The following is a 15,144-nucleotide window of genomic DNA, read 5'->3' as shown; positions in this document are numbered from 1 at the left end:
TGGGAGTGACCTGCCCGGCGGCCAGTTTGCCGAACCACCGTCTGTGACGAGCACCCTCCTCGGATCTCTCACCCGGTTTTCAGCCAGTCTTTGCCGTTGAGGATGCCGGTGGCACGCTCGCTCAGATCAAGCTCGGCGTTGTCGCCGAGGGCGTCGGCGAGGATTTGGCGCGCGGAGCCGGTGTGGCCGTCTAGGACCATGATGCCGGCGAGATCGAGGCGTGCGGTTTCGGAGTCGGGGTCTGCTGTCAGGGCGATGGTGGCGGCGTGTTTCCCGGCGTCGAGGTCACCTGACTGGAGGTGGTGTGTGACGAGGATGTGGGCGACGTCGGTGACGGCGCAGATCATGTGGTGGTCGACGCGGTCGCCGTCGATGAGCCAGGTCCAGCCAGCGGCGCGGAGCTGGTCGAACGGTCGGCCTGTGACCAGCTGCAGCGCGGTTTCGAGGTCTGCGATGCCATTTCGGCCGCGGGCGAGGCCGCGGGCTCGGAGGCGGCGGAAGAGGTCGGCGTCGACGAGGAGGTCTTCGACGAGGTAGAGACCTACTCCCCTGGCTTTGGCCTGTGGGGAGCTCTTGGCGTCGGGGAGGTGGGGGGTGCCCGTGGCGGGGTTGGTGCCGACCCACAGGCGCAGGGTGGAGATGACGGTGCGGGCCCGTTCGACGGTGACGCCGAGGGCTGCGGCGACCTGGTCTCCGGTCACCCCGTGCGGGTGGAGGGCGAGGTAGGCCAGGGCTTCGGTGTAGTAGGCCTTCTGCTTGGCCAGCGGCTTGCCGTGGCAGCGAGCGGTCACGGGACCGAGGAGGGACAGGCGGGGGTAGGGGCAGCGCGGCGAGAACCAGGCCCGCACCTGCGCATCAAGGTCCGGATCCCGCTCCTGCAGCGCCTCGGCGACCGGCTCGGGCACCCTTGGTGCCACCGTGATCAGGTCATCGGCGGTGACGGCGGCGGCTTCGATGTAGTCCTGGTCGGGTTCGGGGAGTACCGACTCGACCGTGTCGGTGTCGTCGTTGTCGCGGTCAGCGCGATGCTCGGGGAGTAGGTTGCCGGTGACGTCGACGAGCTGATCGGCCGGCGCCGGGTGGGTGTCGGGGCGGGTGGCGGCGGCGAGGAGGTCGGCGCAGCCGGCCGCTTCGTCTTCGGTGAGCCCGACAGCTGTGAGCTCGAACCCGAAACCGCGGATGCGTCCGGCTGGTGTTAGCGCCAGGTCCCCTCCACTGGGTGTGAGGGTGAGGAGGGCGGTGCCGGTCTGGTGGGGGTGGTTCGTGATGAGCGCGGCGAGCTCCTCGAGATCCTCTGATGGCTTGCCGGTGATGACGGCGGCCGCCGGCCAGGTTTCGTCGCCGGCCTGCACGGCGCGGGCCTCAGAGGCGGACACCGCGTTGTCTGCGGCGCGTTCAGCGTTGGTGGTGGCGATGGTGAGGATCTCGTCGAGGTCGGCGTCGAGGCGTTCGGGGGACATGCCGATGACCTGGGTGGCGGGACCCGCGCAGGCGATCCGGACCCTGTCAGACCACGGGTTGATGGCGAGTTCGGCGGCGAGGTAGCGGGTGAAGTCGGCGCTCATCACCGGATCCCCGGACACCGTGACGAGGCCGGCGTGTTCGAGGTTGAGGAGCACGACCCGGTCGGAGGTGTCGGCGCCGATGGTGGCCAGCAGCGGCCAGGGGCACGGCCGGTCCGGGACCAGGTCCCCGACCGTCTCCACGGGGGCGGTGTTGGGCAGCAGCCACCCGTCCCGGTCGTGGATCCAGGGGGCGGGGAGCTGGTCGGGGGTGTGCACGACGATCGAAGCGTCGCGGGCGACGACGGCTGCGGTGAGGGTGGTGTGGGGGTCGAGGCGGCGCAGCACCTGGTCGAGGCGGGCCACCAGGAGGCCTGAGAGGCTCGTGGCCAGCTGCGCGGTCTGCTCGATCGGGGCCACCACCGGGTCGGGGGTGGCGATCATCCTCCCCGGTCGGCGGGTGCGGAACTGTTCCCTCCGCGCTGCGGCGAGCAGGGTGGAGATCCCGACGCCGAGGAACGTGCCGGCGCCGAGGAGCCCTGCGACCTCCCACGCATACATCGGGGCTTCGACCCTGTCGGCGATGTCCACGGCGGTGGCTTCTGCGCGGAGCGGGGTCACCGTCGCCTCAGAGGAGATCGCCGTAGGCGTGGCGGCGGACGGCGTGGCGGAGGTGGAGACCGAAGGTGCTGTCGACGGGGTGGCGGCGGGCGGCGACTCAACGGGGGCGGTGTCTTCGGCGGGGAGCAGTGCGATGGCGGCTTCGCGGCGAGGAGTCGTCTCGGGCTCGGTCTCGAGCGGTGGTTCGGCTGCAGCTGCTCGGGCTGGTTGGCCGGGGAGGGTGAGGGTCCAGCCGACGTCGATCTGGTCGGGGTCCTGAAGGACGTGCCCGGTGGGCTGCGGGTGGCCTTTGTTGGCGTCGTAGAGCTCGGGCCACCGACCAGGGTCGCCGAGGTGCTCCTCGGCGAGATCCCACAGGGTGTCGCCCTCCTCGACCGTGACCGACTCTGCCGGGGCCACGTCGGGTGGGGGTGTGGGGCGGGGGTCCTGGCTGGGCAGCGCCACCGCCGCCGGCACCGCAGCCGGCGCCGGGACGGCGACTGTGGGGGTGTCTGGTTGGGCTGCGCCGGCGTTTAGGGGGGTGGCGATGAACGCGGCGGCGGCCGCGACGACCAGGGCCCGGGCCAGGCCTTGCGGCATCGACGCGGCCGGCAGACGCGGCGCTTTCACCCCGCGCAGCAACGCCACAGCCTCAATGAGGATGAGGATGGTGAGCCAGGCCCACAGGACGCAGGCGGCGGCCCAGACCAGGACCAGCAGGAAGCGGCCGGAGTCGGGGGCAAGCAGCATCCCCGCGAGGCGATCCCAGCTCGGGAGGAAGCCGGGGAGTTGGCCGAGTTGGATCAGCAGCCAGGGGGCGCCGGCGACGATGCCGGCGATGGCGAGGATGGCGGCGAGGCTGCGGAGGGTGCGGAGGGTGCGGAGGGTGCGGGTCATTGTTCGGTTCCTCCGAGGACGGATTTCACGGTCGCGGTTCCGGTTTCTTCGACGCGCAGGGTGGTGATGCCGATGATGGAGAGGAACTGGCAGTCGTAGGACCCTCGCACGGTGACGGTGATCGTGTCGCCGCCGCGGATCGCCGTGGAGCCGGTGTAGGGGGAGGCGGCGACGTAGGTGTTGGCGGCCGCGATGGCGGTGTGCACATCGGGGCGGGCCCGGCCGGAGTCGAGGGTCAGGTGTTGTCCGCCGGCGCGTGCTGCTTCGTCGGCGACGGCGCGCGCGTGCTGGGCGGCGCCGGCGTGGCCGGCGAAGTCGATCCCGATGCCGATGGTCACGATGAACGCCACCAAAGCCACCGACACCCACACCGACACCATTCCCCGCTCCCCACGCTGCTTCCCATGCCCAGTAGAACCCCGACCGGGGCGGGTCAGCGCGTGACGGGGGTTCATCGTCTGCTCCGGTAGGTGTCGACCGGTGAGGTCTTCGTGGCGGTGAGGGTGCGGGTGGCGGGGAAGCCGGGCAGGCCGACCTGGAGGTCGACGGTGCAGGTCACGGTCACCGACACGACGGCCGGCGTGCCGAGGGGGGCGCGGAGGCCGGCGGCGTTCACGGCGACGTTGGAGGTGCGGCAGGTGGTGCCGGACTCGGTCAAGGTGGAGGCGGCCACCTGGCGTGCGGTGGCGGTGGCGGTTGCGGTGTCGCGTTCGAGGGAGGCGGCGCGGGCGGCCTGGGAGGCGGCGGAGTTCACCGTCATCTGCGCCAATGCTCCTGTGGCCAGCACGACCAGCAGACCGACCATGGCCAGCAGGACGGGCAGGATGATGGCGGTTTCGACGGCCACCATCATCCCCCGTTCCCCATCACGCCTCATCGTCGTCAGCTTTCGGGGGTGACGACGTTGACGACCTGGACTTCGGCGATCCGCAGGGTGGCGGTGTCGGTCAGCTGCGTGGTGATGGTGCCGCTCTGGCCGATGCCGGACCAGTTGACCACCCAGTGGGAGGTGGCGGTGATCGTGTACTCGCCGTCCTTGGCGTACATGTGGCCGCAGTCGGGGGAGGGCTCGTTGTGGACCCAGATGGAGCGCCAGGGCTTGCCTTGGCCGCAGGTGATGGTGGTGCCGTCGCCCATGTCCCACACGACCTTGTCGACCTGGCCGGTGGCGGTGACGGTGTAGCCGGCCTCAGACACGGATCGGGTGATCGGGCCCCACGTCGACGGCGACGGGTTCGACACCCACATCCACGAGTTCCACCCGACGTAGCCGAGATCCCGGGGGGCTCGTTCGGCCTGTTCGGGGAAGGTGCCCATCCTGATCGCTTCGAGCTGCATCCGCTCCACCGCCCTCTGCGCGAGGACCGCTGGATCCGGCGGAGCAGCCAACTGCGCCGACGCCGCCCACAGGTCCCAGGTGTTGCTCCACCCACCCTCAGTGCCGATCCGGCACTCGATGATCGTCCCGGTCGTGTTGCCCTCCCACACTGGGTCAGTCAACGGAGGCTGGTATGGCTTGACGCGGGCGTAGCACTCGAGGTCGGGCCGCCAGACCAGTCCCCACTGGGTGCAGGGCAACTCCGCACCGCCACCGGTGTAGCAACCCGACGGGGCCGAACCGCCGCCACCAGCACTCCCCTGCCCGCGGCCACCACCCCCCGATGAGCCGGGGACCTGGACACTCACGATGATGGTGTGCTCGTTGAGGAAGGCACCGCCGGTGCCTTCAGCTGAGGCCGTGGGGACTGCTACGCCGACGAGTAGGGCGGCGAGCATCACCATTGGGTAGAGGCGCTTCAGCATGATTCGACCGCCTCGCTCTGGCCGCCGTTCACTCGCCAACTGTTGCCCACCTGGACCATGTCCAGCCTGAAGTCGACGAAACGGAGCCGGGCAGGGTCGAGGACGGAGTTGCCGTTGGCGTCGACCATGTCGCTGCCTCGGCTGTCGCTGCAGACACGGACCTCGACCGAGCGCACTCCCCCGGCCTCCACGACGGGCCCGACGCCCTTGTAGGTGTAGACGTTCTCGCCGGTCTGGACAACGCCCTGGCTGCGGTACTCGCCGATGAGCTGCGCCTCGGCCGAGGTATGGGTTCCGGTGGTGGCGTTGGCTACCTGCTGGAAGTCTGCGTCGGGATCGCTACGGACGGCGTTGACCGCCCGGAAGTACTCCACCGCCCCCGCCTGGGCCGCCTCCTGTTCAGGTGACAGGGTGCTGGTCGGGGTCGGCGACGCGCTCGGCGAAGGTGCCGACGAGGGCGTGGGTGACGGGGACGCAGTTGAAGCACTCGGGACAGGCGTGGGGGTCTCGGCGGGGTCTGGGGTGCAGGCGCCGAGGAGGAGTAGTGCGGCCAGTGCTGCGGGTGCGAGTCGTGTGATCGTCATCTCTTCGTCTCCGTCAGGATGGGGTGAGTCGTTGGGTGGGTGAGGTGGCCGTGACCTGGATGGTGACGGGGAAGCCGGGGATGACTTGTAGGGCTGTGCCGGTGATGGTGACTGTGGTGAGTCGGGCGGCGCGTTGGGCGGTGACGTGGAGGTTGTCGATGGATCCGTTGTCGGCGGCTCGGGTGGCTGTGGCCTGACCGTGTGTTCCGGTGGCGTTGAGGGCTGCTGCGGCTCTGGCTCCGTCTTGTGCTGCTGCCTGTGCTGTTGCTTGTGCCCAGGTGAGCATGGCCCACTGCATCGTCAGCCACAGGGAGCTGAGGACGAGCGGGAAGAGGATGGTGGCCAGGACGGAGGAGCTGAGGCCCCGTTGGTCCTGGTCAGGAGGGGAGGTTGGCCTGCACATATGCGGTGATCGCGGAGATGATCAGGACGGCGATCCCAACGGCCCCTGCGAGGAGGATCGCGTTCTCGGTGGACTGGGACAGACCCCGCTGATCCCGCACCCGGACACGGGTGTGGAGGGTGGCGGTGAGGTAGCTGTAGAGGGCAAGCATGGCGGTGTTTCCTTTCGGGTTAGATCATGCGGAGGACTGCGGGGACGACCAGGGTGATCGCCAGGACGAGGACGAGCAGGGTGACGGGGATGGCGATGCGTTCCCCGTCGGCGTTGGCGCGGCTGATTTGTTGGTTGAGGGTGGCGTTGCGCATGGCGGCGCCGCGGGCGCGTAGTGAGGAGTAGATGCGGGTGCCGTCGGCGCCGGCCAGGCGCATGATGTCGGCCAGGTCGACCAGATCGGGCAGGTCGTAGTGGTGGCCCATGTCTGCCAGCGCGTCCCACGGGTTCTGGCCGGTGTACTGGGTGCGGCGCAGCACGGTGGCCAGGCGTTGGAACACCCAGGAGTCGCCGGTGTCGGCGGCGCGGAGCAAGGCTTCGGGAACGGTGGCGCCGGAGAGCCGCTCGAGGGCCACCATTTCCACGAACGCCACCAGGGCGTAGCTGAACTCGTCGCGGGCCTTCCGGGCTTGGTCGCGGAGCTCGTTGTTGGGCAGGAACCACATGATCGCCGCGAACCCGATCGAGCCGAGGACGGGAACCGCGACAGGGATCGGGAGCCTGAGCATCATCGTGGCGGCGCTGATCACGGGCACGACGAGGAGGCCGAGGACGCCGGAGATCAGTTTGGAGCCGTAGAACGCGGCCTTCGTGCGACCCAGGAGCGCGAGATCCTTCTCCGGTGCTGCGCCCCAGATGACCGCGGGAAGGTGGCGTTCGGCCCACCGGCCGAGCCGCACCTCCGAATCCACGCTCGGCCCGGTGGGGGTGTCGAGGGTGATGCGAGGTTGCAGGCGGCCGATGGCGTCCTTCAGATTGGTCGGGGCCGGCACGAGGCCGGCCACCAGCAGGACGAGGCCGGCGGTGATCGTGGCGCCCGAGAGCATGGCCAGCTGCAGCGCGGTCATCGCACACCACCCTGCCTCGCGGCGACGATGTCGGTGGCGGGTTGTGCGGTGATGGCGGTGCCGATGAAGCGTGGCAGGGGTTTGGTGGCGGAGATGCGGCCCATCCACACCAACGCGGCCAGGTACAGGGACATGAACACGGTCAGCAGGACCTGCCCCAGGGGGGTGCGGTAGGGCTCGACGTAGCTGCCGGCCAGGAACAGGCCCCCGAGCAGCAGTGCGGAGATGATGGTGATCATGCGGGCGGCGGTGCGGGCCTTCTGCTGCTCGGTTTCGACCTGGCGGCGGGCCTTGACGTCCTCGTCGATGGATTCGGCCAGGCCCTGCATCGCGGACGCGACACCGGGGCCGCGGCGTTCCGCGGCCAGGATCAGGGTGGCGGCGAACAGGTCCCCGGTCGCATCATCCAACTCATCAGCAAACAGGCGCAGCGCGGTGGCGGTGGCGACGTTCGCGCGGACCCGTGCAGCCAATCTGCCGATTTCGGGGGCCAGCGCGGCCGGGGCGGAGCGGGCGGCGTGCAGGATCGCCTGCTCCAGGCCGCGGCCGACGGTCAGGACGCCGCCGAGGGCGCGGGCGAAGTCCGCCAGGGCGTTGAGCCGCTCGATGCGGTTCGTCGCCCGACCGGTGACCATCTTGTAGATCATCACCGAGGCGGCTGGTGCGATGACGAGGGCGACGAGCCAGCCGGTCACCACCGCGATCAGGGCGCCGGCGGCCAGCCCGGCGAGAGCGACGACCCGGACCTTCGACAGCCGGCGGCGCCGCCGGATCCGCGGCGCCTTCGCGGGGGTGACGGGGTGGGGGGTCAGTGCGTAGATCAGGCCGAGGATGCCGGCGACGATCAACGCACCAGACAATGCTGCCAGGACAGTCATGCGCGGGTTCCCCGCTCGGCGTTGAAGCCAGCCAGGTCGAACCCGAACCGCTCCAGCATCCGGAACCTCGGTGGCAGGATGCGGGCGGTGGCGCGGTGGCTGCCCGGTTCGGCGGCGAAGATGGTGGTGGTGGCGTAGCCCTTGGCGTCCTCGCCGGGTTCGACGGCGATGATCTCGGACACCCAGCGGCGTTTCCGCCAGGTGCCATCAGGCTGTTGGACGGATTCGACCTGGAGCTGGACGATCACGTCGATGTCCTCGGCGATCACGTTGAGCGCGTATTCGCGGGTGATGTTGGCGCCCTCCTGCGTCGCGCAGGTGACAAGCTTCCGGATCGCCCCCTCGGCAGTCCTCGCATGCGTGGTGGACATGGAGCCGGAGCCGGACTGCATGCACTTGAACATGGTCACGATCTCCGAGCCGCGGACCTCGCCGACGATCGTGTAACTCAAGTTGGCTCGCAGGGAGTCTTCGAGGGCCTCGCGGACGGTGTACTCGCCGGCGCGGCGGCCGTTGAGACCGATCTCCCCGGAGCCGGGGTTGGCCTGCCACTCGTGGACGACCTGGTGGTCGCCGGTGTCTTTGAGGTACAGCTCGTACTCGGTTTCGATGGTGCCGATCTGCACGTGTGCCGGCAACTCGTGGGCCAACGCGCGCAGCATCGTGGTCTTCCCCGTGCCCTGATCACCGGAGACCACCAGCGACATACGGGCCTGCACCACCGCCGACAAGAACGACGCCGCCACCGAGGACAAGGAACCCAGGGCGACGAGTTCGTGGAGGCCGGCGTCGATGAGGCGGTTGCGGCGGATGATCACCGTCGGCCGTGACGTCACCCACGCCGAGGCGAACAGCCTCGCCCGGTTCGGCAGCGCCAGGTGCAGCTTCGTCGCCGCCTCGGAGAACTCCCGCGGCTTCGGCTGGTGGGCGGCCATGAACGTCAGGTACTCGATCAGCTGCTCATCGCTCGACGCGACCGGCGGCGCGGGGACCAGCTCGCCGTCGCTGTTCTCCACCAGCACGTTGTCGAAGCCGGAGATGATCACATTCTCCACCGCGTCATCGTCCAGATAGGGCTGCAGCCGGCCGAGGCGGAAGACGGCATCGAACAGGGCTTGGGCGAGTTGGTCCTGGTGGTCGAGGGTCCAGGTGAGTTGGCCGCGGACGGTGGAGGCGCGGGATTCCTCCTCCAGGACCGCGGCGATGATCTCGCGGCCGATGTCCTCGCGCGTCGAGGGGTCGGGGTCGCGCTCCGAGAGTTCCGTCGAGACCCGTTCGCGGAGCGTGTCGACCAGATCCCAGTCGATCTCCCCCGCCAGGCGACGCTGCACCCTAGGCGTCAGCACCGGCCGCGCCAGCTCCGGCGGCGTTGCGGGCTCGTGTCGTGCGGCTTGGCGACGTGGCTCCTCCGCGGTGAGCATCCGGAAGCTGCCACGGGTACGGCCCGCCGGCGGTGCCGGTTGGGTGAACAGGGCCAGCGTGGCCGGGTCGATCTCGGCAGCGGCCTGCAGTGCGTCGCTCATGCTGAAACCCCCAGGGCGGTGATGGATGTGGTGTGGAGCTCCTCGCCGGCCTGCCGCAGCGCCTTGCGGAGCTTGAGGCCACGCTTCGGCTCGGGCTGGCCGTGGCTGAGGACCTCGGCCTCCTCCGGCGCCCACGGCAACGTCACGCCGATCTCGCGTTTGATCACCGACGCCACAGCGTGGGCGGTGTAGGGCCGGTTGGGGCCGATCAGCAGCCCGCGGACCGGGGCCTCCGAAGGCACCTCTGCGGCTGAGACGGCCGCGACCGACGGCAGATCGCTACGCATGACCAGCAGGAGCTCGTCGGCGGCCCTGGCCAGGGGGGTCGCGAAATGCGTGTGACCGAGACGCCCCAGATCGATCAGGACGTCAACGCCAAACTGAGACAGCACCCTGAGTTGCGCGGCCAGCGCCGGCCACAGATCCACCAGGCCGCCGGCCTGGGCGGCGCCGGCGGGGCCGGGGATCAGGGAGGCGGTCTCCGACAGCCGCAGCGGCAACTCGCGGACCGCGTCCTCGAGCCCGCCTTGGCGGTGGGCGGACCAGAGTTCGACCAGGGTGCCGGGATGCCCGACGGTGCCGCGGTAGTAGCCGGCCAGGATCGCCGACCCGCCCACGGGGTCGGCGTCGACCAGCAGCACCTGGTTCGGCCACTCCAACGCCAGACCCAGCGCGGTGGTGGTCACCCCAGGGGAACCCGCGGCAGAGGTGAGCGCGTAAACGGCCATTGGTCAGGCGTCCCGGCTGTCGAGGACCAGGGCCGCGCGACCCAAAGCGGCAGCGGCCGCCGTACGCGGTGCATCATCCTCGGCGACGTCCACCGAGACGGAGACCTGGCCGGAGGCCTCATCGCGGGCGGTGGCCACCACCACGGCCGGGATCACCACGTTGACGGTGCACTGCGCGGCGATGGCGCCCTCAGGGGTGTCGATGGTGCCGGACTCCCCCGCCGCACAGGCATAAGCCGGTTCGGTGAGGATCACCCGGACCCGGTCCCCGACCTGCAACGGGACCGCCGGCTCCGCACCAGGCGGAAGAGACAATCCGACGACTGTGCGACCCGACGACGGGACCATGGCCTCGACACCGGCGGTGGGGCCAACCAGCGACCCGGCCGCCACATCATGGGCGGCGCGTTTCCCCAACAGGGCGGGCAGCTCGTCGGCGTCCAGGTAACTCAGCTGCTGGTTGGGGGCGATCTGAACGGTGGTGAACATCTCCGCCGTCATCACCTCACCCCGGGCCACGGGGACGCGGGCCGCGACCGCCTCCACGGTGGAGCCGGTCGACCAGAACACCAATGCTCCCCCGGCCGCGCCGAGCAGGATCAGCAGCCCCGCTAACACCGCGAACAACGGCCGCCGCTGCGTCCTGGCGGCCGGCGCCGCCACGATCGGCGGCCTCGCGGTGGTTGGTTCGTCTCCTGTTGGAGCCATAGTCATGGTCACACTCTCTATCAACCCGGGCACAGTGGTCCCATGGCGCAAACCTAACCGATACGTATTTCTATCACTAGTGACTTTTGGTCACTTATGGGAGGGTGGGGACTCCGTAGAGCTCCGCCAGCCGATCCGCGTGCTTCGCCCGCGGCCTGTGAGCCCCCGACTCCCACCGCCGCACCGTGCCAGCAGCAACCCCCAGCTCCGCAGCCACGTCGTCAGGAGTCAACCCTCGCCGCAGTCTAAGAGAACGCAGGGTCACCACCCCCGCCTCCTCCACGTCGATCCCAAGCAGTGAACACACCGCGGCCCAGGTCGCCGGATGAGGCGTTGAGCGTCCGTGCTCCCACGCCGCGACCCTCGTGCCGTCAGCAACACCAATCCGCTGGGCCAGCTGCGCCTGGGTAAGGCCCGCGGCCAGCCTCGCCTCACGGAGCCGCTCTGCCACTGACATGCCCACAGGATAAGGGCCTGAATCACCGCGACACCCCCCGCACGTCCCTCGAAGGTCGCCCCGAGCGGTGTTCCGGCCTCGCCGAGGTCGATGTCCGCGACCTGTCCTCCTTCGGAGGCTGCAGGACCTGGGCCAGATGCCGCAACGTCACCGGAGCCGAATCCGGAGAAGGGTTCTCTTCCGTGGCTTTCGCTGCCAGGTGGTGTTCCCGCAGCAACCGCGTCCCCACCCTCGCATCGCGCGACACGATCCACGGCGATACCCCCGTCTCCTCCGCCAGAGCAGCGAAAGTCTTCACCGACCCCGCCAATCCCAGTCGGCCCTCCATCACCACACGCATGCGATCCGGCAACTGGTCCAGCAACCGGGCCACCTGGTCCCGCTCCGCCCCCCACAGCGCCTCCGCCTCCGGAGACCTCGCAACGGTCACCGTCGAGCGTGACGGTGACTCCCCCGCCCACCGCCCCACGTCCTCGCTGGTCACCTCCCGAGACGTCCCCAGCCGGCGCGCCTCGCCGCGGTAGGCGTAGTCGACGACGGTATAGGCAAACGTCGACCACCCGGCCACGCGAGGGTCCCACTTGGAAGCGACCTCCGCCAACTGCAGCGACGCCCGCGACACGAACTCCTGTCGAAACTCGGGTGCGAACCGTCGACTCCAGGAGTAGACAATCGGCAACGCCGAGGCGGCGATCGCCGCCTGGGCCCGCTCCCCCCGCTCCACCAGCCGACTCAACTCCGCGACCGTCGCACCACCCACCAACGCCACCGCCTCCACCACACCCGCACGGGCCGCCCCAGCGATCACCCCCGCATCCCTCTCACCGGCGAGTTCCTCCAACCGGCCGCGTTCCCCGAAATTGACGGTCTCCACCTCCAGCCCCTGCCGTAACATCGCGGGGCGAGGCGAAGAAGCCGCCTCGCTCGACGTGGTGAACCTCACCGCCGGGCCAACACTCGGCTCCACCGGGACCGCAACAGGTTCAGGCTCGCGGAACTCCCGAGGCTGGATCGCTGCGGCCAGATCACTGCGCTGCTCCAGCGTCACAGCACGCGCCACCAGATCAGAATCCACCCGCATATCAGCAGGCGTCACCGCCATCGCGGCCGCCAGATTCCCACCAAACCCCGTAACCAAGAGTCCTCGAAGCTTGTCGATGTCACTGGCGTCCCGCGCGGCCAATTGCACGCCCACGGTGGCCCTGTCGAGGCCTTCGATGTACAGAGCCTTTCTCGGGACAATCTCCAACCATGCGTCGTATGCCCTTGCCCAGGCGTCCCTGCTGGTTTCGACAGCAGCGAGGAGGCGTTCGTGGCCGACGCCGTCGGCGACTTCCAGTCGGTTCATCGCCTCGACGCCCGCATCGAGGAGGGTGCGTTGGATTCTGCTCACGGCCAGCGCCGCCACAGGGTCCATCGCCTCGGATGCCTCAGCCACTGCATGACTCCAGCCGCGCAGGCTCGCCTCGAAGCTCCCCCGGGCCGGACTGCCTCCCAGCAGGCGCCGCTCGATCCCTGCCAGAAGCAGTCGCTGGGAGGGATCTGCCTCGCGGGACGCCGCGCGGGTGACGTACAGCGCCACGACACGCAGCTCCTGCCTGTCTCCCGCACTCACCGGCAGTCCCGGATCGCCGTCCAGCGCCAGTATCAAACCCTGCCGTCGAAGGCCTGCGTCCCCGGTCGTCAGGACTGGGGTGAGGGCCGCGGCGCTGCGCATCGCCGGGTCGGTACCGGCCAGGAGCTGGTCGCATCGGCGAACCGTGTGGGCCCAGGTGGCCAAGGAGACGGGATCGCCGGCGAGGTGGGCTGCTGCTTCTTGAACGGCCTGGTGGAACCTGGCCACGTCATGCCCTGTTCAGGTCGCGGCTGACGTCTGAGAGCAACAGCACCAGGCGGAGGGCCTCGGTCGTGAGCTGGGCCGGATCCCACAGCGCGGCCCGTCGGGCGGCCTGGTCAATGCACTGTGCCACCGAGCCCGGCACATCAACGGCCACCTCTGTGGCGCCCTGCGCGAACTCCACGACCATCGCACGGCATGCGGCGATGTCGAGCGCCGTGAGCCCCGTGACCGTGTCGTCGTGCACCATCAGGTTGCACGCCTCGTCGACCAACACGAACACCTCGTACGAGCCATCAATCATCTCTTCGTCCCTTCGCTTCGCCTGCGCCGCTGACCCCTTGATCGGAAAGGGCAGACCACTTTTCCCGTTATCCACAGGCCCTGTCTGCAAACCTCCACACATATGAACCCCGGACTAAGCGGGCGCTGGCGTAATCGACTTTGAGCTGTGTGGGGATAGACGAGCGGACGCGATTAGTACTTTTAGTACTAACCAGCAGCGCAGAGCGGAGTCGAAGGCACTCCCCCTAGAGATTCGCGCGACGCGGGTGAGATGGCTCGTAGCTGAAGCGGATGGACCAGCGTTCTACTGGACCGTACGTCCCCGTGGCAGTTCCTCGCCCGGTGGCATGCTCGGCCAAGGTTCGCCGTTGTTGTAGGTGCGCTCAAGCTGTGCCAGTCCGTCCATGAGGAGCTTGGCTGCCATGGCTGAGAACCCGTCGACACCCTCGGCCCGCAGCTCGTTGGGAATGAACCTCGCCGCACCGCGCAAACGGGCCGCATCGTTGACGTCTATGTAGAACCCGACCTTGACCTTGCTAGCCGGCTTCTTCGCGGGTTTGGCTGTGGTCCGTGCCATGGTGTTGGCCTCAGACACTCTTGTCGCAGGCTCGGTGAAGCTGGATACGGATGGAGTCTGTTGCTCTTCAACCTCTGCGACTGGGCCGGACTGGACCATGGGCGTTGTCACAGCATCGCCGGCGGACCGGTTCTTCCTGATCAAGCGCGAATTGACCGGTGGCTGATGCGCCGGCCTCGGTGGAAGTCCTGTCAGCTGGCGCCTCGCCTCCCCCGTCATCGGAGCCCCTCCCCTGCTCCCGCAACAGCAACCACCTGGCTCGCTTCACTCTCGGTGATTCGCTTCACGACTTCCTCGCCAAGCAACTGGAAGTCTTCCGCCAACCCGACCGCACTACGCGAACGCGGGCCATCCTGCTGCAACGCGTGGTCCCGGCGAATCTCCCACCACTTCGGGGCAGAGAGAACAGCCTCTTCAAGCTCGAACGCGAGGAGTCCCCGCTCTCGACTCTCCTGGGCTGCGGCCTCGGCGTGACGGATGGCAGTCTCGAAGATCGGCGCCCCGTCACCCAGGTCGTCCCTGATTCCCTGGCGCGCCGTCTCCGAGACTCTCTTCGCTGACCTGTTGACCCCAAAAAGCACGACGCCCAGCAGGTCGAGATCCGGGTTCAGCCCCACGACAGCGTCGAGACGGCGTGCCACGTCACGCAGTCCCTTTCGAGATGACGCATCAGTCTTGACCGGTATGAGTGCCCAACGGGCCGCCGCCAGTGCCGCCTGTTGCAGGGTCTCCTGCCCCGGTGGACAGTCGATGAAGATCAGATCGTAGTCTGCAGCCAACGGCGTCAGCGCCACCGCAAGGGCAAGCTTCGCCGCCGTGGGATCCTTCTGCGCTTTCATAGTCAGACCGGCCGCCGCCATGTCGAGGTGGGGTCCCCCGATCAGGACATCAAGGTTCTCTCGGATCCCTTTGACTGGCTGGGCGACACCTGAGAACGTCAGCGCTTGTGCCAGCGCCAGCCCGTCATCGTTGATGTCGCTGCTCGTGTAACCGAGTTCCTCCGCCAGATTGCCCTGGGGGTCCATGTCGACCAGCAGCACTCGGTAGCCGCTGACAGCGAGCATTCCGCCAAGGTTCGCTGTGACAGTCGTCTTCCCGACTCCCCCCTTGCCGTTGACGACCGCGACAACACGTTCGAGTCCAACGCCCATCGGGCACCCCCTCACGCCTAGTTCTAATGGTTCCAATAGTTCCAATGGTTCTACCGCAGCCTAGGGGGTATCGAGTCTGCTAGCTCGAACCGCGCCAGCGTGTCGCCTGAGTACTATTAGTTCTTTTAGTTCTATTAGCTCTCCGTGGGGTCC

The 15,144-nt window shown here is 68.8% G+C and carries 17 protein-coding genes; all 17 read right to left on the bottom strand.

Annotation, left to right across the window (positions count from 1 at the left end):
* Window positions 1-68 precede the first annotated feature (68 nt).
* On the bottom strand, window positions 69-2,999 hold the full coding sequence (locus ACX1D1_RS15805; protein ID WP_459056632.1) for a hypothetical protein: 2,931 nt from the start codon (window positions 2,997-2,999) through the stop codon (window positions 69-71).
* A complete protein-coding gene (locus tag ACX1D1_RS15800; protein WP_459056631.1) occupies window positions 2,996-3,379 on the bottom strand; it encodes a pilus assembly protein TadG-related protein in 384 nt (127 codons plus the stop codon). The genes ACX1D1_RS15805 and ACX1D1_RS15800 overlap by 4 nt, the downstream gene beginning before the upstream one ends.
* Window positions 3,380-3,450: 71 nt before the next feature.
* Complete coding sequence (locus tag ACX1D1_RS15795; protein WP_459056630.1) at window positions 3,451-3,876, bottom strand: TadE/TadG family type IV pilus assembly protein; 426 nt, start codon at window positions 3,874-3,876, stop codon at window positions 3,451-3,453.
* Window positions 3,877-3,881: 5 nt separating this feature from the next.
* A complete protein-coding gene (locus ACX1D1_RS15790; RefSeq protein WP_459056629.1) occupies window positions 3,882-4,802 on the bottom strand; it encodes a hypothetical protein in 921 nt (306 codons plus the stop codon).
* Complete coding sequence (locus ACX1D1_RS15785; protein WP_459056628.1) at window positions 4,796-5,386, bottom strand: hypothetical protein; 591 nt, start codon at window positions 5,384-5,386, stop codon at window positions 4,796-4,798. The genes ACX1D1_RS15790 and ACX1D1_RS15785 overlap by 7 nt, the downstream gene beginning before the upstream one ends.
* Before the next feature lie 13 nt (window positions 5,387-5,399).
* Window positions 5,400-5,789: a TadE/TadG family type IV pilus assembly protein gene (locus tag ACX1D1_RS15780; protein WP_459056627.1), complete on the bottom strand. Its 390-nt coding sequence runs from the start codon at window positions 5,787-5,789 to the stop codon at window positions 5,400-5,402.
* Entirely contained in the window at window positions 5,764-5,940 is a 177-nt protein-coding gene (locus tag ACX1D1_RS15775) for a hypothetical protein (protein WP_175558290.1), read from the bottom strand. The genes ACX1D1_RS15780 and ACX1D1_RS15775 overlap by 26 nt, the downstream gene beginning before the upstream one ends.
* Before the next feature lie 19 nt (window positions 5,941-5,959).
* Window positions 5,960-6,847, bottom strand: coding sequence for a type II secretion system F family protein (locus ACX1D1_RS15770; protein ID WP_459056626.1), 888 nt, complete (start codon window positions 6,845-6,847; stop codon window positions 5,960-5,962).
* Window positions 6,844-7,725 (bottom strand): type II secretion system F family protein, encoded by an 882-nt coding sequence (locus ACX1D1_RS15765; protein WP_459056625.1) that lies wholly within the window; start codon window positions 7,723-7,725, stop codon window positions 6,844-6,846. Before ACX1D1_RS15765 ends, ACX1D1_RS15770 begins: the two co-directional genes overlap by 4 nt.
* Window positions 7,722-9,248, bottom strand: a complete 1,527-nt coding sequence (locus ACX1D1_RS15760) for a TadA family conjugal transfer-associated ATPase (RefSeq protein ID WP_459056624.1) — start codon at window positions 9,246-9,248, stop codon at window positions 7,722-7,724. The genes ACX1D1_RS15765 and ACX1D1_RS15760 overlap by 4 nt, the downstream gene beginning before the upstream one ends.
* Window positions 9,245-9,976: a CpaE/TadZ family protein gene (locus tag ACX1D1_RS15755; protein WP_459056623.1), complete on the bottom strand. Its 732-nt coding sequence runs from the start codon at window positions 9,974-9,976 to the stop codon at window positions 9,245-9,247. The genes ACX1D1_RS15760 and ACX1D1_RS15755 overlap by 4 nt, the downstream gene beginning before the upstream one ends.
* Window positions 9,977-9,979: 3 nt before the next feature.
* The gene (locus ACX1D1_RS15750; RefSeq protein WP_459056622.1) at window positions 9,980-10,690 is read right to left on the bottom strand and encodes an SAF domain-containing protein; all 711 of its coding nucleotides are present in this window, start codon (window positions 10,688-10,690) and stop codon (window positions 9,980-9,982) included.
* A gap of 88 nt (window positions 10,691-10,778) precedes the next feature.
* A complete protein-coding gene (locus ACX1D1_RS15745) occupies window positions 10,779-11,141 on the bottom strand; it encodes a helix-turn-helix domain-containing protein (RefSeq protein ID WP_459056621.1) in 363 nt (120 codons plus the stop codon).
* A gap of 22 nt (window positions 11,142-11,163) precedes the next feature.
* Entirely contained in the window at window positions 11,164-12,984 is a 1,821-nt protein-coding gene (locus ACX1D1_RS15740) for a hypothetical protein (RefSeq protein ID WP_459056620.1), read from the bottom strand.
* Between the two features lies 1 nt (window position 12,985).
* Window positions 12,986-13,282 carry a hypothetical protein gene (locus tag ACX1D1_RS15735; protein WP_459056619.1) on the bottom strand — a complete coding sequence of 99 codons (297 nt, stop codon included), beginning with the start codon at window positions 13,280-13,282 and terminating at the stop codon, window positions 12,986-12,988.
* 285 nt (window positions 13,283-13,567) lie between these two features.
* Window positions 13,568-13,840, bottom strand: a complete 273-nt coding sequence (locus tag ACX1D1_RS15730) for a hypothetical protein (RefSeq protein WP_459056618.1) — start codon at window positions 13,838-13,840, stop codon at window positions 13,568-13,570.
* A gap of 215 nt (window positions 13,841-14,055) precedes the next feature.
* Complete coding sequence (locus ACX1D1_RS15725; RefSeq protein ID WP_459056617.1) at window positions 14,056-14,991, bottom strand: ParA family protein; 936 nt, start codon at window positions 14,989-14,991, stop codon at window positions 14,056-14,058.
* Between the last annotated feature and the right edge of the window lie 153 nt (window positions 14,992-15,144).

It is taken from the genome of Tessaracoccus luoxuelianae (genome assembly GCF_054483915.1).
Note: the sequence above shows the minus strand (reverse complement) of the source record. Positions and strands in the feature narration are given on the sequence as shown.

What these genes read in the sequence shown, in the direction of transcription:
- ACX1D1_RS15805 (WP_459056632.1), bottom strand. Translation starts at nt 2,999, where the DNA reads ATGACCCGCACCCTCCGCACCCTCCGCACCCTCCGCAGCCTCGCCGCC.
- ACX1D1_RS15780 (WP_459056627.1), bottom strand. Translation starts at nt 5,789, where the DNA reads ATGTGCAGGCCAACCTCCCCTCCTGACCAGGACCAACGGGGCCTCAGC.
- ACX1D1_RS15760 (WP_459056624.1), bottom strand. Translation starts at nt 9,248, where the DNA reads ATGAGCGACGCACTGCAGGCCGCTGCCGAGATCGACCCGGCCACGCTG.
- ACX1D1_RS15795 (WP_459056630.1), bottom strand. Translation starts at nt 3,876, where the DNA reads ATGAGGCGTGATGGGGAACGGGGGATGATGGTGGCCGTCGAAACCGCC.
- ACX1D1_RS15725 (WP_459056617.1), bottom strand. Translation starts at nt 14,991, where the DNA reads ATGGGCGTTGGACTCGAACGTGTTGTCGCGGTCGTCAACGGCAAGGGG.
- ACX1D1_RS15755 (WP_459056623.1), bottom strand. Translation starts at nt 9,976, where the DNA reads ATGGCCGTTTACGCGCTCACCTCTGCCGCGGGTTCCCCTGGGGTGACC.
- ACX1D1_RS15765 (WP_459056625.1), bottom strand. Translation starts at nt 7,725, where the DNA reads ATGACTGTCCTGGCAGCATTGTCTGGTGCGTTGATCGTCGCCGGCATC.
- ACX1D1_RS15735 (WP_459056619.1), bottom strand. Translation starts at nt 13,282, where the DNA reads ATGATTGATGGCTCGTACGAGGTGTTCGTGTTGGTCGACGAGGCGTGC.
- ACX1D1_RS15775 (WP_175558290.1), bottom strand. Translation starts at nt 5,940, where the DNA reads ATGCTTGCCCTCTACAGCTACCTCACCGCCACCCTCCACACCCGTGTC.
- ACX1D1_RS15770 (WP_459056626.1), bottom strand. Translation starts at nt 6,847, where the DNA reads ATGACCGCGCTGCAGCTGGCCATGCTCTCGGGCGCCACGATCACCGCC.
- ACX1D1_RS15730 (WP_459056618.1), bottom strand. Translation starts at nt 13,840, where the DNA reads ATGGCACGGACCACAGCCAAACCCGCGAAGAAGCCGGCTAGCAAGGTC.
- ACX1D1_RS15800 (WP_459056631.1), bottom strand. Translation starts at nt 3,379, where the DNA reads ATGGTGTCGGTGTGGGTGTCGGTGGCTTTGGTGGCGTTCATCGTGACC.
- ACX1D1_RS15745 (WP_459056621.1), bottom strand. Translation starts at nt 11,141, where the DNA reads ATGTCAGTGGCAGAGCGGCTCCGTGAGGCGAGGCTGGCCGCGGGCCTT.
- ACX1D1_RS15785 (WP_459056628.1), bottom strand. Translation starts at nt 5,386, where the DNA reads ATGACGATCACACGACTCGCACCCGCAGCACTGGCCGCACTACTCCTC.
- ACX1D1_RS15750 (WP_459056622.1), bottom strand. Translation starts at nt 10,690, where the DNA reads ATGACTATGGCTCCAACAGGAGACGAACCAACCACCGCGAGGCCGCCG.
- ACX1D1_RS15790 (WP_459056629.1), bottom strand. Translation starts at nt 4,802, where the DNA reads ATGCTGAAGCGCCTCTACCCAATGGTGATGCTCGCCGCCCTACTCGTC.